Annotated in this window: 16 protein-coding genes; 6 read left to right on the top strand and 10 right to left on the bottom strand. The window is 56.0% G+C overall.

Translation table 11 applies throughout. The annotated features are described in order from the left end of the window. Positions 1–62 precede the first annotated feature (62 nt). The 4 genes from uvrB to ACR0AK_RS22385 all read left to right on the top strand — a co-directional run bounded on the left by uvrB (position 63) and on the right by ACR0AK_RS22385 (position 5,043). The gene (gene uvrB / locus ACR0AK_RS22400) at positions 63–2,249 is read left to right on the top strand and encodes an excinuclease ABC subunit UvrB (protein WP_480795045.1); all 2,187 of its coding nucleotides are present in this window, start codon (positions 63–65) and stop codon (positions 2,247–2,249) included. Between the two features lie 131 nt (positions 2,250–2,380). Beyond that, positions 2,381–3,172 carry a formate/nitrite transporter family protein gene (locus ACR0AK_RS22395; RefSeq protein ID WP_480795044.1) on the top strand — a complete coding sequence of 264 codons (792 nt, stop codon included), beginning with the start codon at positions 2,381–2,383 and terminating at the stop codon, positions 3,170–3,172. Between the two features lie 325 nt (positions 3,173–3,497). Continuing rightward, entirely contained in the window at positions 3,498–3,926 is a 429-nt protein-coding gene (locus tag ACR0AK_RS22390) for a hypothetical protein (RefSeq protein ID WP_480795043.1), read from the top strand. Between the two features lie 409 nt (positions 3,927–4,335). After that, positions 4,336–5,043: an ORF6N domain-containing protein gene (locus ACR0AK_RS22385; RefSeq protein WP_480795042.1), complete on the top strand. Its 708-nt coding sequence runs from the start codon at positions 4,336–4,338 to the stop codon at positions 5,041–5,043. Here the strand turns inward: ACR0AK_RS22385 and ACR0AK_RS22380 are convergent. The 3 genes from ACR0AK_RS22380 to ACR0AK_RS22370 all read right to left on the bottom strand — a co-directional run bounded on the left by ACR0AK_RS22380 (position 5,040) and on the right by ACR0AK_RS22370 (position 6,255). Further along, complete coding sequence (locus tag ACR0AK_RS22380) at positions 5,040–5,393, bottom strand: MmcQ/YjbR family DNA-binding protein (RefSeq protein ID WP_480795041.1); 354 nt, start codon at positions 5,391–5,393, stop codon at positions 5,040–5,042. The genes ACR0AK_RS22385 and ACR0AK_RS22380 overlap by 4 nt on opposite strands. Before the next feature lie 50 nt (positions 5,394–5,443). Further along, the gene (locus tag ACR0AK_RS22375) at positions 5,444–5,734 is read right to left on the bottom strand and encodes an antibiotic biosynthesis monooxygenase family protein (protein ID WP_170414756.1); all 291 of its coding nucleotides are present in this window, start codon (positions 5,732–5,734) and stop codon (positions 5,444–5,446) included. An 89-nt stretch (positions 5,735–5,823) separates the two neighbouring features. Next, positions 5,824–6,255, bottom strand: coding sequence for an excalibur calcium-binding domain-containing protein (locus ACR0AK_RS22370; RefSeq protein WP_480795040.1), 432 nt, complete (start codon positions 6,253–6,255; stop codon positions 5,824–5,826). A gap of 115 nt (positions 6,256–6,370) precedes the next feature. Here ACR0AK_RS22370 and ACR0AK_RS22365 point away from each other — a divergent pair, with 115 nt between their 5' ends. After that, on the top strand, positions 6,371–6,874 hold the full coding sequence (locus ACR0AK_RS22365) for a HugZ family pyridoxamine 5'-phosphate oxidase (protein ID WP_480795039.1): 504 nt from the start codon (positions 6,371–6,373) through the stop codon (positions 6,872–6,874). Here ACR0AK_RS22365 and ACR0AK_RS22360 read toward each other — a convergent pair. After that, on the bottom strand, positions 6,859–7,266 hold the full coding sequence (locus tag ACR0AK_RS22360; protein WP_170563005.1) for a universal stress protein: 408 nt from the start codon (positions 7,264–7,266) through the stop codon (positions 6,859–6,861). The genes ACR0AK_RS22365 and ACR0AK_RS22360 overlap by 16 nt on opposite strands. Positions 7,267–7,331: 65 nt before the next feature. Continuing rightward, complete coding sequence (locus tag ACR0AK_RS22355; protein WP_170563002.1) at positions 7,332–7,658, bottom strand: antibiotic biosynthesis monooxygenase family protein; 327 nt, start codon at positions 7,656–7,658, stop codon at positions 7,332–7,334. A gap of 122 nt (positions 7,659–7,780) precedes the next feature. On the opposite strand from ACR0AK_RS22355, the gene ACR0AK_RS22350 reads away from it, so the two are divergent. Then, entirely contained in the window at positions 7,781–8,464 is a 684-nt protein-coding gene (locus ACR0AK_RS22350) for a hypothetical protein (RefSeq protein ID WP_480795038.1), read from the top strand. A 21-nt stretch (positions 8,465–8,485) separates the two neighbouring features. On the opposite strand, the gene ACR0AK_RS22345 is transcribed toward ACR0AK_RS22350, so the two are convergent. The 5 genes from ACR0AK_RS22345 to ACR0AK_RS22325 all read right to left on the bottom strand — a co-directional run bounded on the left by ACR0AK_RS22345 (position 8,486) and on the right by ACR0AK_RS22325 (position 14,217). Next, a complete protein-coding gene (locus ACR0AK_RS22345) occupies positions 8,486–10,774 on the bottom strand; it encodes a glycosyl hydrolase family 28-related protein (protein WP_480795037.1) in 2,289 nt (762 codons plus the stop codon). A gap of 135 nt (positions 10,775–10,909) precedes the next feature. Further along, positions 10,910–11,311 (bottom strand): DUF4864 domain-containing protein, encoded by a 402-nt coding sequence (locus ACR0AK_RS22340; RefSeq protein WP_170562996.1) that lies wholly within the window; start codon positions 11,309–11,311, stop codon positions 10,910–10,912. Positions 11,312–11,359: 48 nt separating this feature from the next. Then, positions 11,360–12,934 carry a lysine--tRNA ligase gene (locus ACR0AK_RS22335; RefSeq protein WP_480795036.1) on the bottom strand — a complete coding sequence of 525 codons (1,575 nt, stop codon included), beginning with the start codon at positions 12,932–12,934 and terminating at the stop codon, positions 11,360–11,362. Between the two features lie 121 nt (positions 12,935–13,055). Next, the gene (locus ACR0AK_RS22330; protein WP_170562990.1) at positions 13,056–13,409 is read right to left on the bottom strand and encodes a 4a-hydroxytetrahydrobiopterin dehydratase; all 354 of its coding nucleotides are present in this window, start codon (positions 13,407–13,409) and stop codon (positions 13,056–13,058) included. 7 nt (positions 13,410–13,416) lie between these two features. Beyond that, a complete protein-coding gene (locus ACR0AK_RS22325; RefSeq protein WP_480795035.1) occupies positions 13,417–14,217 on the bottom strand; it encodes a phenylalanine 4-monooxygenase in 801 nt (266 codons plus the stop codon). Between the last annotated feature and the right edge of the window lie 79 nt (positions 14,218–14,296).

Here is a 14,296-nt window from a genome sequence, read left to right as displayed (position 1 = left end):
GATCAGGCCTTGCAGTTGGACAAAATAAGAACAAATGTAGGGGCCTGATCCGGAGCCCTCCTATGCCCTACGCCCATTCTGACAAGACACAGCTGACCGCAGATGACGTTCGCGCGCGCCTGAAACTCGAGGGCGGCAAGCAGTTCGTAATGCATACCGAGTTCGCTCCCGCCGGCGACCAGCCGACGGCGATAACGGAACTGGCCGGGGGCGTGCGCGATGGCGAGCGTGATCAGGTCCTGTTGGGGGCAACCGGCACCGGTAAGACATTCACGATGGCCAAGGTGATCGAAGAAACCCAGCGCCCAGCGATCATTCTTGCGCCCAACAAGACACTGGCGGCGCAGTTATATGGCGAATTCAAAGGGTTCTTCCCTGAAAACTCGGTCGAATACTTCGTATCCTACTACGACTATTACCAGCCCGAGGCCTATGTTGCGCGGTCGGACACCTATATTGAGAAAGAATCGCAGATCAACGAGCAGATCGACCGGATGCGCCACTCGGCGACCCGGGCGCTGCTGGAGCGGGACGATGTAATCATCGTCGCCTCGGTATCCTGTATTTACGGGATCGGTTCGGTCGAAACCTATGGGGCGATGACGCAGGACCTGAAGGTCGGCAACGAATACGATCAGCGGCAGGTGATGGCCGATCTGGTTGCCCAGCAATACCGCCGCAACGATCAGGCGTTTCAACGCGGCTCGTTCCGGGTGCGGGGCGATTCACTGGAAATCTGGCCTGCTCATCTAGAGGACCGGGCGTGGAAGTTTTCATTTTTTGGTGAGGAGTTGGAGACCATCACCGAATTCGACCCGCTGACCGGCGAACGCGCCGCGTCGATGGAACAGGTGCGGGTCTATGCGAACTCGCACTACGTGACGCCGAAACCGACGATGACCCAAGCGATCATCGGCATCAAAAAGGAACTCCGCATCCGGCTGGACCAACTCGTCGGAGAAGGCAAACTGCTGGAAGCCCAACGGCTGGAGCAGCGCACAAATTTCGATCTGGAAATGCTTGAGGCCACCGGAGTCTGCAACGGGATCGAAAACTACTCGCGCTATCTGACGGGGCGCGCGCCGGGTGAACCGCCCCCGACCCTGTTTGAATTCATCCCCGACAATGCCATCGTTTTCGCCGATGAATCCCACGTGAGCGTTCCGCAAATCGGCGGCATGTACCGGGGCGACTATCGGCGCAAGTTCACGCTGGCCGAACACGGGTTCCGCCTGCCGTCCTGCATGGATAACCGCCCGCTGAAGTTCGAGGAATGGGACGCAATGCGCCCGCAATCCGTCTTTGTCTCTGCCACCCCGGCCAAGTGGGAGATCGAACAGACCGGCGGTGTCTTCACTGAACAGGTGATCCGCCCCACAGGCCTGCTGGATCCCGAGGTTGAAATCCGCCCCGTATCAATGCAGGTCGACGACCTGCTGGACGAGGTACGCAAGGTTGCAGCCGACGGCTACCGCACGTTGGTGACCACCCTGACCAAACGCATGGCCGAAGACCTGACCGAATACCTGCACGAACAGGGCATCAAGGTCCGCTACATGCACTCGGACATCGACACGCTGGAACGGATCGAAATCCTGCGCGACCTGCGGCTGGGGGCCTTCGACGTGCTGATCGGCATCAACCTGCTGCGCGAGGGGCTCGACATCCCCGAATGCGGACTGGTCGCCATTCTGGACGCGGATAAAGAGGGCTTCCTGCGATCTGAGACTTCCCTGATCCAGACCATCGGCCGCGCCGCGCGGAACGCTGATGGCCGGGTGATCATGTATGCCGACAAAATCACCGGCAGCATGGAGCGGGCGCTTAACGAAACCAACCGCCGCCGCTCCAGACAGATCGCCTATAACGAGGAACACGGTATCACACCCGAGACGGTGAAAAAGAATGTCGAAGACGTTCTGGCCGGTCTTTACGAAGGTGACGTCGACATGAACCGCGTGACCGCCACCATCGACAAACCGATGCACGGCGCCAACCTCGAGGCCCATCTGGACGGGTTGCGAGAGCAGATGCGCAAAGCCGCCGAGAACCTGGAATTCGAAGAGGCCGCCAACATCCGGGATGAGATCAAACGTCTGGAAGCGGTCGATCTGGCCGTCGCCGACGACCCCATGGCGCGCCAATGGGCGGTCGAGAAAGCTTCGGAAGACGCGGTGAAATCGCGCGGGCGCTCAACAGCTGGACGGCCGGGCCAGCGGGGTGGGAATGTGAAGAGGCGGAAGCGGTAGGATAAAAGTGGCTGTCGAGATCAAGTTAGCAGTTTAGTTGGCACAAGCCCTAGACTGAACCTCTGCACTTCGTCGCGTGACCTTGATCCGGATCAATGTCGAAACATGAATATGTTGGCAGTGTGCGACGCATGAAGGCTCACAATCCAACCGGCGTAGACGCTTACAAACCTGCACAGATTGCAGAACTGGTTGAAATATCTGGTGTCGCAAAGGCACATCTTTCCATCGTTCAAACGCTGACACTTGCAATACTCGCAGGTGTCTTCATCGGCTTCGGTGGGGCCGCCTATACTATGGTTATGACCGGCGTAGATTCCGGATTTGGGCCAGCCCGGTTTCTTGGTGGGGTGGTGTTTTCTCTGGGCCTGATCCTTGTTGTCGTTGGTGGGGCGGAACTGTTCACTGGAAACGCGCTGATGACCATAGCGGCGGTGGACCGAAAAATCTCGATGCGTGACCTGTTTAGGAATTGGGGATTCGTGTATCTCGGGAATTTAGTTGGAGCCGTCGCACTAGTTCTGGCTTGCGCTGCAAGCGGTTTGCTGGATGGAACTATGGGGGCTACTGCTGCTGCGATCGCAAATGGCAAGATTGATCTCTCTCCGACGCAAGCCTTTATGCGTGGCATTCTGTGCAACGCCTTAGTCTGCCTTGCCGTCTGGCTGAGCTTCGCAGCCAGATCGGTCGTGGGAAAGGTCATGGTAATACTCTGGCCAATTGCCGCGTTTGTTCTGTTGGGTCTCGAACACTCGATCGCTAATATGTACCTGCTGCCTCAGGGTGCACTAGCAGGTGCCAAACTCGGTTGGGGCGCCGCCATCAGCAACCTTTTTTGGGTCACGGTCGGTAATGTAGTCGGAGGCGCCGGCGGTGTCGCGCTCGCCTATCGGCTTGCCTATTTGGGCAAGGCAAGCGGCTGACACTAGCTCAATTCCTGTCTCAATTGACGATGGCCATACACTTCAAGGTTGCAGCGTAGCTTTCTCTCCTCCACGTTTGAAATCACAAATTGTGACTCCAAACGGTTGCCATGACGAACCCGAACTCCCTGCCCAGCACGCATGAGGTACAAAGCGCCATTCACCGGGTGCGCGGCGCCCGCGTGGTGCTGACCGAGGATCTCGCGCGCCTCTCAGCAGAATCCGTCAACGCTTTCGTTTACACTGTGTCGTGCAACACCAGCTTGTTTTGTTGAGGGGGATAACGACGCTTGCCCGAGCCGGATTGGCAGCTAAGTAAACGAAGATGCGTTGCGTTCTGTTATCTCTGATCCTGGCCACTCCAGCAACTGCCTGGGAGGCAACGGTCGGCTCTGTCTGCACCCTTTCACATGACACTGAGACCGCCGAGATCTTCCTGACCTACGACCCGGCTCAGCCTCTTTATTCGCTGACCATCACTCGCAAGACCGAAGCTTGGACACAGACCCCATGGTTCGCGATGCGGTTTGACGGCCCGAACCCCGTCGAAATCGCAACGCCGCGCCATGTATTGTCCGCCAACGCCGCGGCGCTTACGGTTACAGATACTGGCTTCGGCAATGTTCTGAATGGCTTGGAGTACAATCAGACCGCTTATGCCTATACGCAGGACAGTCTGACTGAATTTTCCTTGGACGGCGCTGCACCTCATGTTCGCATCTTTCGCGAGTGTGCCGGAGCGCAACTATCCTGAACCGAGCCGCGCGGAACCGGCAGATTTCGACCACATCAATTATCCGAAAAATCAACGAAATCAACTGGGTGCCCGGTTCTGGCGTGCGTCGGCTTGCTGTGGGCTGACTGTCGCTGGCGTTAGCTGGCTTTTGCTTGCTGTGGCTGGCGCGAGGCTGGCTTTTACTGGCTGTGGCTTGCGATGGCTTGCTGCAGCTGGGTACCTGTGAATTCGTTACGGACTGGATATAAGAATTGTCGATCCAGTGTCAATAAAAAGTCCAATAAAAACATATAGTTGATAGAATTTATCAGGTATTTGATCTGATAAATTCAGCCGGGCTTCTGTGCCGCGCCCGTAATTCAAACTTGCGACCCAGCGCGCCCTGCTCCACGTTTGAAATCACAGTCTGTGATTCCAAAGGGTTACAATGACGAATACCAAAAACCTGCCCAGTACGCATGAAGTCCAAAGCGCCATTCACCGGGTGCGCGGGGCTCGCGTCGTGCTGGCCGAGGATCTGGCGCAGTTCTACGGAAAATCCGTCAGCGCCTTCAATCAGGCCGTCTCGCGCAACAAGGACCTGTTCGAGGGTTACCGCTTTCAGCTGACAGACGCCGAGGTTGCCGATTTGCAATCACAGAATGTGATCTCAAAACCCAAGGGCCGCGGCGGGCGGCGAGTCAATCCTTGGGTCTATACGGATTACGGCGTGGCTATTGCCTCGGCCCTGTTCAAGGACCCGCGCGCGATCAGGATCACCCGGATGATCACCGAGGCCTTTGTCGACGGTGCAAATGCTCTGGCCGAGACCCCGCGCAGCGTGCCCGAAATCCTGCCGCCCGAAGGTGCCCCTGCGCCGCTGCTGCCTAATGGTGAGCAGTTGCGCGATCTTGCCGAAAACATCCTCGATTCCGGTCAGCAGAGCCTTGTCGACTACATCGCCAACCCCACCACCAAGCGCCAGCAGGCGGTCGCGGTAATCATGAAAACCCTCGCAGAGACGGCCGGAGAAGAGGTGCGTACCCAACAGGAACGCCTGCGCCTGCGGATTGCTGAACGTCTGGCAACCGGCGACTACGCCGACGATGATGACCGAAAACAGCTTTTGGAATTGCTGAGTGCGATGAAGAGTTAGACGCCCAACTCGGCTCGAACCTTCTTGGTCAGCTTTGCCAAAACCATCTCATAAGACGTCACGATATGCTCGCGTAGTGAGGCATCGCTCATCCCGCGTTCGTCGTAGACCTGCAGCCATTTCATCCCGCGGGACGCCAGATAGGGCGCTGGGCGAATACCGGGCTCATCACTCAGCACCTCGAAAGCCAGATCGGTGGTCTTGAAGGTGAAGGCATCCTTGCCATCGTTCCAGCCACAGAGCGCAAAAACCTTACCGCCCACTTTCCACACATCCGCATTGCCCCATTGAACCACATGGCTGGTGGCTTTGAGATGGGCGCAAAAACTGTTGAATTCATCGCGTGTCATCGCCTGAATTTTGGCGATTGGCCGGGATTTGGCAAGCGCTGGGTGGGGTCCTACCCTTTGTCCCAGTGAACCACCACGTCGTACCCTGCTGGCGATGGCGGGCCTTCCAGAAACTCGGCAAAATGCCCCCAAAGCTTGGCCACTTTGGACGCGTTTGCGTTTGATGTTTCCTCGCTTTGGACAACTGCGACAACGAATCCGGTGCCGTCTTCGTTCATGACATTTGTAAAGCTGTGCATGCCTTCCATGCCCATAATCTGGTCTTTCAATTCATTCATCTTGGCCTCGGCCGCATCCCGCATGCCGGGCTTCATTTTGAATTGAGTAATACGTGCAAACATAACTTTCCTCCCTTTCAGGGCGAAATCCCCCAATGACGGCCAAAGCGACGCGTCACGCGCAGTATAGCACAGTCAGGGAGATTCTCTGATCAGGGCCGGACGAACTTGGCGGTACCCACCTGGCGTTGCTGCGGGGCTTCAACCGATTGAGGCGCCGCAGTTGATTGAGGCGCGGTATACTTAGGAACCGCCGCCCCACAGGCCACACCATCGCCATTCGCATCGTTGCGCGCATGATATCCCGGCTCACCATCACGGTACGGTCCCGGCACCAAAGCTTCGGCCCTTTCACAACCCGCCAACGCCACCAGGTGCAATAGGGCATCAGGACCTTCGAATTCGGATGTTCGCAAAAAGACACCAACCGCGATGGCCGCAGTGGTGGCTGGCAACATGAGGACCATAAGAATGATGCGAAAAGGCGAAAGCGCGCGTCTGCGCGTCGCATCTGCGCGCCGATGTCGCGCTGCTGCTCTTGGGCTTTTCTTGTTCGAGCTCTGCTCGGATTCATTGAGCGTCATACCCGAGACCTAAACCGAATTTGTGGCAAAACCGAGACCTGAAAGCCGCGCTCGCGCGCAGGTCGAGATGCGGATATTGTTGTGCCGTTATTCACTCTCAAGGCCGAAAATACCGATGACCAACGCCAACCCGTACCGCCCGGTTGATGAAAACGCCTGTCAAATGGCCCGTGACCTGATCGAACACGCAAATTTCGGCGCGCTGGCCGTGTTGCGCCCCGATACGGCGCTGCCTTCGGTTTCGCGCGTGGCCCTTGCAACGGATGATCTGGGGCGACCGGTCACGTTGATCTCAACCCTGGCCGACCACACACGGGCGCTGGTTGCCAATTCCGCTTGCGCCCTATTGGTCGGAGAACCCGGGGATTTGGGCGATCCGCTGACGCATCCAAGATTGACGCTGCATGCCGCGGCGAATTTCATCGCCAGAGGGACAGAAGAACACGACGCGTTGCGCGCACGGTATCTGGGCCTACGACCCAAGGCCAAGCTGTATGTGGACTTTACCGATTTCGGGTTCGTAACGTTCACCGTTTCTGACGCCGTTCTAAACGGCGGATTTGGCAAAGCATGGCGCGTTGCCCCAACTGACATCTGGCCCGATCAGCGCACTACGTGAACGGCACAGGCCGCATGGCGTACCACATGATTGGCCGTAGAACCCAGCAATAGATCCTGCATCCCCGGGCGATGAGACGCCATGATAATGAGGTCCGGTTTATGCTCATCCGCCCAGTCAAGGATCGTCCGGCCGGAATGCCCCTCGACCAGAACGCCTTTGGCGTTGGGCAGTTTCTCTGCGAGTGTGTCCAGTTCCATCTGCAACGCCTTACGTGCCTCGGTCAGATACTCAGGCGGCATGTAGGATATGGCATAGTTCGGAATATGCTCAACCACGTGCAGCAGCGTGACCTGCGCATCCGGCGTCGCCAGTATTTCGGCCAGTTTCAATGGCCCTGAGATATCCCGTTCGGCATCAAAGGAAATGGGGACAAGAATGTTGTGATACATGACGCGCACCTCCGTTTTCACGCTTGAATCCTGCACCATCTCAGGCAGTTAGGCATTGATTCAGATCACGCTCCACCAAATGTCTCGGCCACGTCGTACATCACGGGCTCAAAACTTTTGCACAGCTCGTTAATCTGCCGATTGCGGTTTCGCATTTCTGTTGTGCGCAGCATTGCCAGAAAATCCTCGCGGCGTTCCCATTGTGAATAGTTGGCGATCCGCGTCTGTGCGTCATTCACATGCAATCCCGCGGCAACAAATCCGGGCTGCTTCGAGATAAATTCCGAGTAGGCTTCCGTCAAAGCTTCCAGCAGGTCCTGGCAAGTGCCGGGGGTCATTTCAAAGGTCGTGATAACTGTCTGGACGCTGGTGTCTTTGGCAATCTTCGGCATCTGGATTCTCCTTTGTCTTTTTCAAACTTAGCATAGTTTTGAAAAGGTCTTGTGTTTCCTTTGCTTTTCAGCGGCATAGAGTTCCTGCGAAAATCAGACGAAATCCTAACGATCCGTTAACCATGCTGGCGGATGCTACGCCGATGCGGCGGGTTTCAATCTTTTTCATCTTGTTGTTGGCAGCCTCACCAGCCTGGTCGGGTGCTTGGTTGCGGGACAAGGGTACGGCTTTTGTTTCTACCGCTGTAACGGCGTTTAAGGAACCGGATTACGGATACGATTACAAAGGGTCGTTTTACGCCGAGTACGGATTGCGCGAAAAGCTAACGCTTGGTCTGGACGTCGAAGAACACCGTGATTTATTTGGACACGCTCTGGTATTTGCGCGTCTGCCCGTCGCCAATTTCGACAACGCAGGGCGTCTTGCAGCTGAAATTGCAATCGGCGCCCACCATCGCCAGATGCGCACTTGGGCGGTGTACAAAGCCACATTGTCGTATGGGCAAGGATTTCAAACAGGCTGGGGCAATGGCTGGTTTGCCATTGATGCCGCATTGGAATTTCGAACGCATGATGCGGTCTATCGCAAGCTGGACCTGACTGCAGGCATGTCGTCCCCACGTTTAGTGAGCCCCCTACTACAGATCGAAACCGCGTATCAAAGCGACCGCCCCCTACACTGGCGGATCAGGCCTTCGGTCATGATACGTACACCGAACAGCCCCACCACATGGGTTCTGGGCCTGGAGCGTAACGATGCCCGCAAAAATACGGGCATCAGGCTGGCTATCTGGAATACATTCTAAAACGCCCGTGATGGGTGCCGATTAGTATTCCACACGCATGATGGCCGACACCGATCCGCTTACGGGCAATGGCCAGCGCAACTGGATAGTGTCCTGATTTGCGCCCTGTTCCAACTCGACATAAGGCGTGGCGTGAACGATCTGCCCGCCCGCATTTCTGAGCGGCCCCAACACCGTGACCGCATCGCACCCACGCGCTTTGCCACCAAAGGGCAACCGGCTGTCCGAAGGAATAGTCCAAACCGACGACGCCGATTGCTCAGAGCTTCGGACACGTAGCGGGTTTTCCACCTTAGCATTGATGCCGTTGAACGTGTTGTCTTCGAAAATCACGTTCAGGTGCGCGGAATGGTTAAGATCGGCAAAACTGGTGTCGACACGGTCGGACCGGTCAATGCGGCCGCTGCTTGAACGGAACTTGTTTCCGGTCACGACCACTCCGTTCAGGTAATGCCCGGCCCCATGCGGGCGGATGACGATCTGACTGAACCATGGCGCAACTTCGCTTGCATAAAAGATGTTGTCCGAGATGGTCATCGAACTGAAAGAGTACCCGCTGGTGTAAACAGGGTTCGAATCCCTCTCATTGGTCCACTCGACAAAGCAGTTGTCGACGTAGTTCTCGGAAATGGTCGAACTGTTATAAGTTCCGATCATGATCAGCCCGGCACTGCGAATACCTTGTGGGATACTGTCGCCCTGGAAAAAATGGTTGCCCAGAACCAAGTTGTTGGTTCCAGCCAACACCGCAAAATGCAGGAACCGCACAGCGCGATTGTGGCGCAGCTTGATATCGTTTGCGTTAGCATTCAACGCGATGGATTTGCGGTCGGACACGTTGAAGGATTCTTCGGTCGACAGGAACTGGCAATTGTCGATCAGCATCCCCTGACACCCGGTCCCGTGCGAAGTGATGCCGCGGTCTTTAGGCCGGCTTATAAAGCAATTCGTAACCGCGAAGGTACTGCCGGACGGCGCAAGTCGGATCGCACTGCTGCGACCGTTGCACTGGAATTCGATCTCTTCCATGCCAAATTTTCGCAACGTACTGAAGCCACTGAAATCAAGAAGGTATTTGAACGATTGGAACGTGAATACCTGCGTGCCCGCTGCATCATAGATTGGGTCGTTCAGTGTAATCTCTCCGGCACCGACATCCTTTGAGCGCACATAGATTTCCCGGCCGACGCCACTGCCCTGTACCAATGCGCCAACCGGAATGTTGGCGATGTTTTCAACATTGGTCAGTTTGGTCGAATCCGCCGGGTTGTACGTTGCAACCGACGTGAATGTCTCGGTATCCCAGGCCGAACTGCTCTTGACGTCGAACTGCCCATTGCGGATGACGCGACGGGTCGAAAAACCGCCCTGACGGTTCGGAACCGCGGCCGCCATGTTGATCGGCGCCGTCACCGAAATTTTACGCCCGCCCATATCAAGCGACTCATGGTCAGAATTGTTCAGTAGCGCCTGAAACGCCTTTTTGAACGCCAGCTCTTCGTCCCCGAATGCTGCGATATAAGCCGGAAGGTCGAAATTCTTGGTCAGCAGCAACATCTTGTCGTCAGGCATGATAATGGTGCCTTCAAAATCCATCTCGGACGACATCGAAGTATTCTGCGCCAGCAAATACGTCCCTTTCGGAACATAAATTCGGCGGCCACCAGCGGCCTGATCCGCTGCTTCGAACGCCACGGAATCGTCAGTGACACCGTCGCCGATTGCACCATAGTCGCGCACATCGACAGTGCTGATCATCTCGCGCAGAAAAATACTGGTGACATCGGTGATCTCGATATCATCAACCCGAATGACCGAACCGTTTGCTCCGTCAATGTTCAAACCAAAGTGCCCATAAAGTGCCGCGACGCCCCAAGGCATATCAACACCAGAGCGTTTGCCATTGCCAACGATGGCCGAAATTTCATGCACGGTGCCATAACCGGAAAGCTGCGTAACCGGCCCCTGATCAACCACACCGGTTACCTGCTGGTCTCCGGCCCCGCCCGCCCAAGCCGCAATTCGAACCTGCGGCAAGGGGCCACTGATCGCTTTGACCCGCGCCTTGATTTGCAAATAGCATCCCGGGATCAGGGGCGTCTGTCCCATATAGCGAAGCTGTTGCGTTGCCTGCACTTTCAGGATTTCCAAACAGCCGCCGAAATCCGGGTCTGCCGGAACGAATGCCCCATTAGGTGCCCCGTTATAGGTTGGCGAACCCGGTGTCCCGTCGCCTCTGGACCAGACGCTCAGACCATTCGCGAAAGCAGGCGGCATGAAGACGATACCGTCGGTGATTGCCTTATTCATAGAAATCCCTTTCCCAATCGCCCGCAGCAGGTCGCCGCGCGCACAAACCCAGTGTCCGGGGCTGCCCGAACGCAAAAGTCTGAGTACCGAATAGGGATTAACCGCCGCTCATATCACCGTGACGGTGGTATTGCATCAAGCGGCCGGATCTGAGTTTCCCAGAAGTTGCACGCCGTTGATCTTCCAGCCGTTTTCCTGCTGGACCATCTGATAATCCAAAACGTGCACTTGTCCATTGCCATCCGTGATCATGACCTTCTGCCACAATGCGCCAGCAACCTCTCGCAACTCGAGAAACCGGACCTCCGCAGGTCTCCAAACCATGGGATAACCATTGCGAACCATGGCTCCGAAGTTCTCGGGCGTTCCGAAAAAGTTCTGGATATTGGGACTTGCAAAGGTAAAGGCCGTGACAAAGTCATCTGCCTTGAAGGCCTGTATCTGCGCCGCAATATTTGCTTCAATCTCGGCGTTTTGGGCAAACGCGCCCGAGGCCAGTCCGGCGCTGAGCGAAACAGCAAGTAATAAGCGACGCATGGGGCCACCTCCTGATGAAAGAGTAGCCCCACGCGGTATCAGGTCAAATCAGACCAGCTCTCCGGCCAGTGCTTTTTCGATCAGCGCGATGGTTTCGGGCACGCCGTAAAGCGCGATGAACCCCCCAAAACGTGGACCTTGCGAGGCACCCAGCAGCACCTCATAAAGTGCTGTAAACCACCCGCGCATCGGGTCGAACCGTTCGCGTCCGATGGAATAAACCACGGATTGCAGCGCCTCGTCCTCGACCGGACCATCATAAGCCTCAAGCGCGGCTTTCAGCGCCTCCAGGGCTTCGCGTTCCTGATCGGTCGGCGCACGATGTTTGCGGGTCGGTTTGACGAAATCGTTGAAGTAACGCACAGCAAAACCAGCCGCCTGATCCAGATCGGGATGGCTTTCCGCAGTCGCCTCAGGCGCATAACGGCGGATAAAACCCCACAGGGCTTCTTTGTCCTCGGCTCCGGAAACCGAGGCGAGGTTCAGCAGCATCGCAAAGGGCACCATCAGAGTGGACGCGGGAACGTTGCCGCCGTGGATGTGCCAAACCGGGTTGTTCAACTGAGCCTTCAGGTCCTGCCCCGGATAGGCGCGCAGCTGCTGGTGATACTCATCGTAGGCCTTGGGGATCACATCGAAATGCATCCGCTTGGCCGTCTTGGGCTTTTGATACATGAAGTATGCCAGCGACTCGGTCGGCGCATAGGTCAGCCATTCGTCGATCGACACACCATTGCCCGACGATTTGGAAATCTTCTGACCGTTTTCGTCCAGGAACAGCTCATACGAGAAATGTTCGGGCGCACGCCCGCCCAACGCACGGCAAATCGCGTCATAGATCTTTTCGTTCGTGGCATGTTCCTTGCCGTACATCTCAAAATCGACACCCAAGGCAGCCCAGCGCGCGCCGAAATCCGGCTTCCACTGCAGCTTGACGTGGCCGCCTGTGACCGGAACGGTCCATTCCTTGCCAGTCTCATCGTCAAAGGTCACGGTGTAGGTTTCTGCACAGACCTTTTTCATCGGAACATACATCACCCGCCCACTTTCAGGATGCAGTGGCAGGAATATAGAATAGGTCTGCTTACGCTCATCGCGCAGGCTTTTGAGCATGATCGCCATGATCTCGTCGTAACGCTCAACCGCGCGTTTCAGTATCTCGTCAAACTGACCGGATTCGTAGAATTCCTTGGCCGAATAGAACTCATACTCGAATCCAAAGGTATCAAGGAACCTCCGCAGCATCGCGTTATTATGTTCACCAAAGCTGTCATGCGTACCAAACGGATCCGGCACAGAAGTCAACGGACGCTGCAAGTGCTGTTCCAGAATCTCGGGGTTTGGCACATTGGTTGGCACCTTGCGCATGCCGTCCAAATCATCCGAGAAACAGATCAGTTTCGTCGGGATGTCCGACAGCGCCTCGAATGCACGTTTGACCATCGTGGTCCGCGCAACCTCGCCAAACGTACCGATATGCGGCAGACCCGAAGGGCCATAACCCGTTTCAAACAGCACGTATCCCTTTTCCGGAGCACCTTTCTGATAGCGTTTGAGCAACCGGCGCGCCTCTTCGAAAGGCCAGGCCTTGGACGACATTGCGGTTTCACGCAGTTCAGACATCAGATTTGCTCCATCGGGAAAAACAGTGCCGGTCGCCCCATGCAACCGACCGACCCCTCCTATTGTGCCGGTGCAGCATGAGTCAATAAAGCGCGCTGTTTTTCCTGATGGAAAGGCCGATTTAAGCGGTCAACTGATCCAGTTTCGCAGCCCAGATAAAATCGTTCTCACTCAGACCATCTATTTCGTGGGTCGTTAGTTTGACTTCCACGTAACCCCACCCGAAGCTGACGTCAGGATGATGTCCTTGCTGATCAGCCAGCCACGCGCAGAGATTTGCTAGATAGGTTGCTTTGGCAAAACCCTTGAACTTGAAATGCCTGCTCAGCATCTTTGCACCTGCATCCAACTGCCAATTATCGGAAAGCTCGGCCATGTGGTTGTTAGCCTCATCGCGCGTTAAAGCCGGGATGCCGCCGGAACAAGGAACACAGGTACGGTCCGAAAGGCTGCAGGTTTCTCCTGTTAATGACATGATCCGTTCACTCCGCTGCGGTTACTTTTTCCGGAAACTTGTTCGGCAGCAACCCTAGGGTCTGTGCCCTGCGCACATCCGCCAACAGGTCACGTTCGGCGGCTGCGAACAACTCCTCGGGCGAGTCTAGCACAAAATAGCCCATCTGGTGCATGTCGATCCGATAGGGGGTACGCAGAATCGTCATGACATCGAACCGGTCCCGGTCGGGGATGTCACTCTCGACAGCATAGACAAGCTCGGTCGGCGAAGACGCAAGTCCGGATCCAAGCGCCTTGATGCTGCCATCCTGAAGGCGCAACCCGAACTCGATCGAGAACCAATATAGTCGGATGAGCCAAGAGTAATCTTTCTCACCAGCCTGAACCCCGGCTTTTCCTATGGCGTGGCTAAAGGCTGCAAAGCGGGGATCGCTCAGCAGAGGTGTATGGCCGAAAATCTCATGAAAAATGTCAGGTTCTTCGATATAGTCGAAATCCTCGCGCGACCGGATAAAGGATGCCGCGGGAAAAACCCGGTCCGCCAACATGCCAAAAAAAGTCTTAAACCCGATCAGCGCTGGAACCGGCTGAACGCGCCACCCTGTCATATCCAAAAGCCGTTCAGAGATATCGGCACAGGACGGCACAGTGGTTTTTGGTAAGTCCAGTCTTTTTAACCCGTCGAGATAGTCCCGCGCCATATATCGCTTAACATTTTCCTCTTGGGCTGCATAAAGGTCGGCCCAAACCGCATCCTCTTCTGGCGTGTACGCGATATGGCCGCGCGCATCGGCGATCTTGGCGACATATTTGGTCGATTTGGGCATCACTCTTCCTCCATGTGAAAAGTTTACCCCCGTGAGTTGAGGAATTTGGTTTAAAATAGCAGGTAAATGTGAAAAATTT

It is taken from the genome of Ruegeria sp. BI12 (assembly GCF_056537985.1).
The sequence above is the reverse complement of the archived record's forward strand: the minus strand, read 5'-3'. Positions and strand labels throughout refer to the sequence as shown.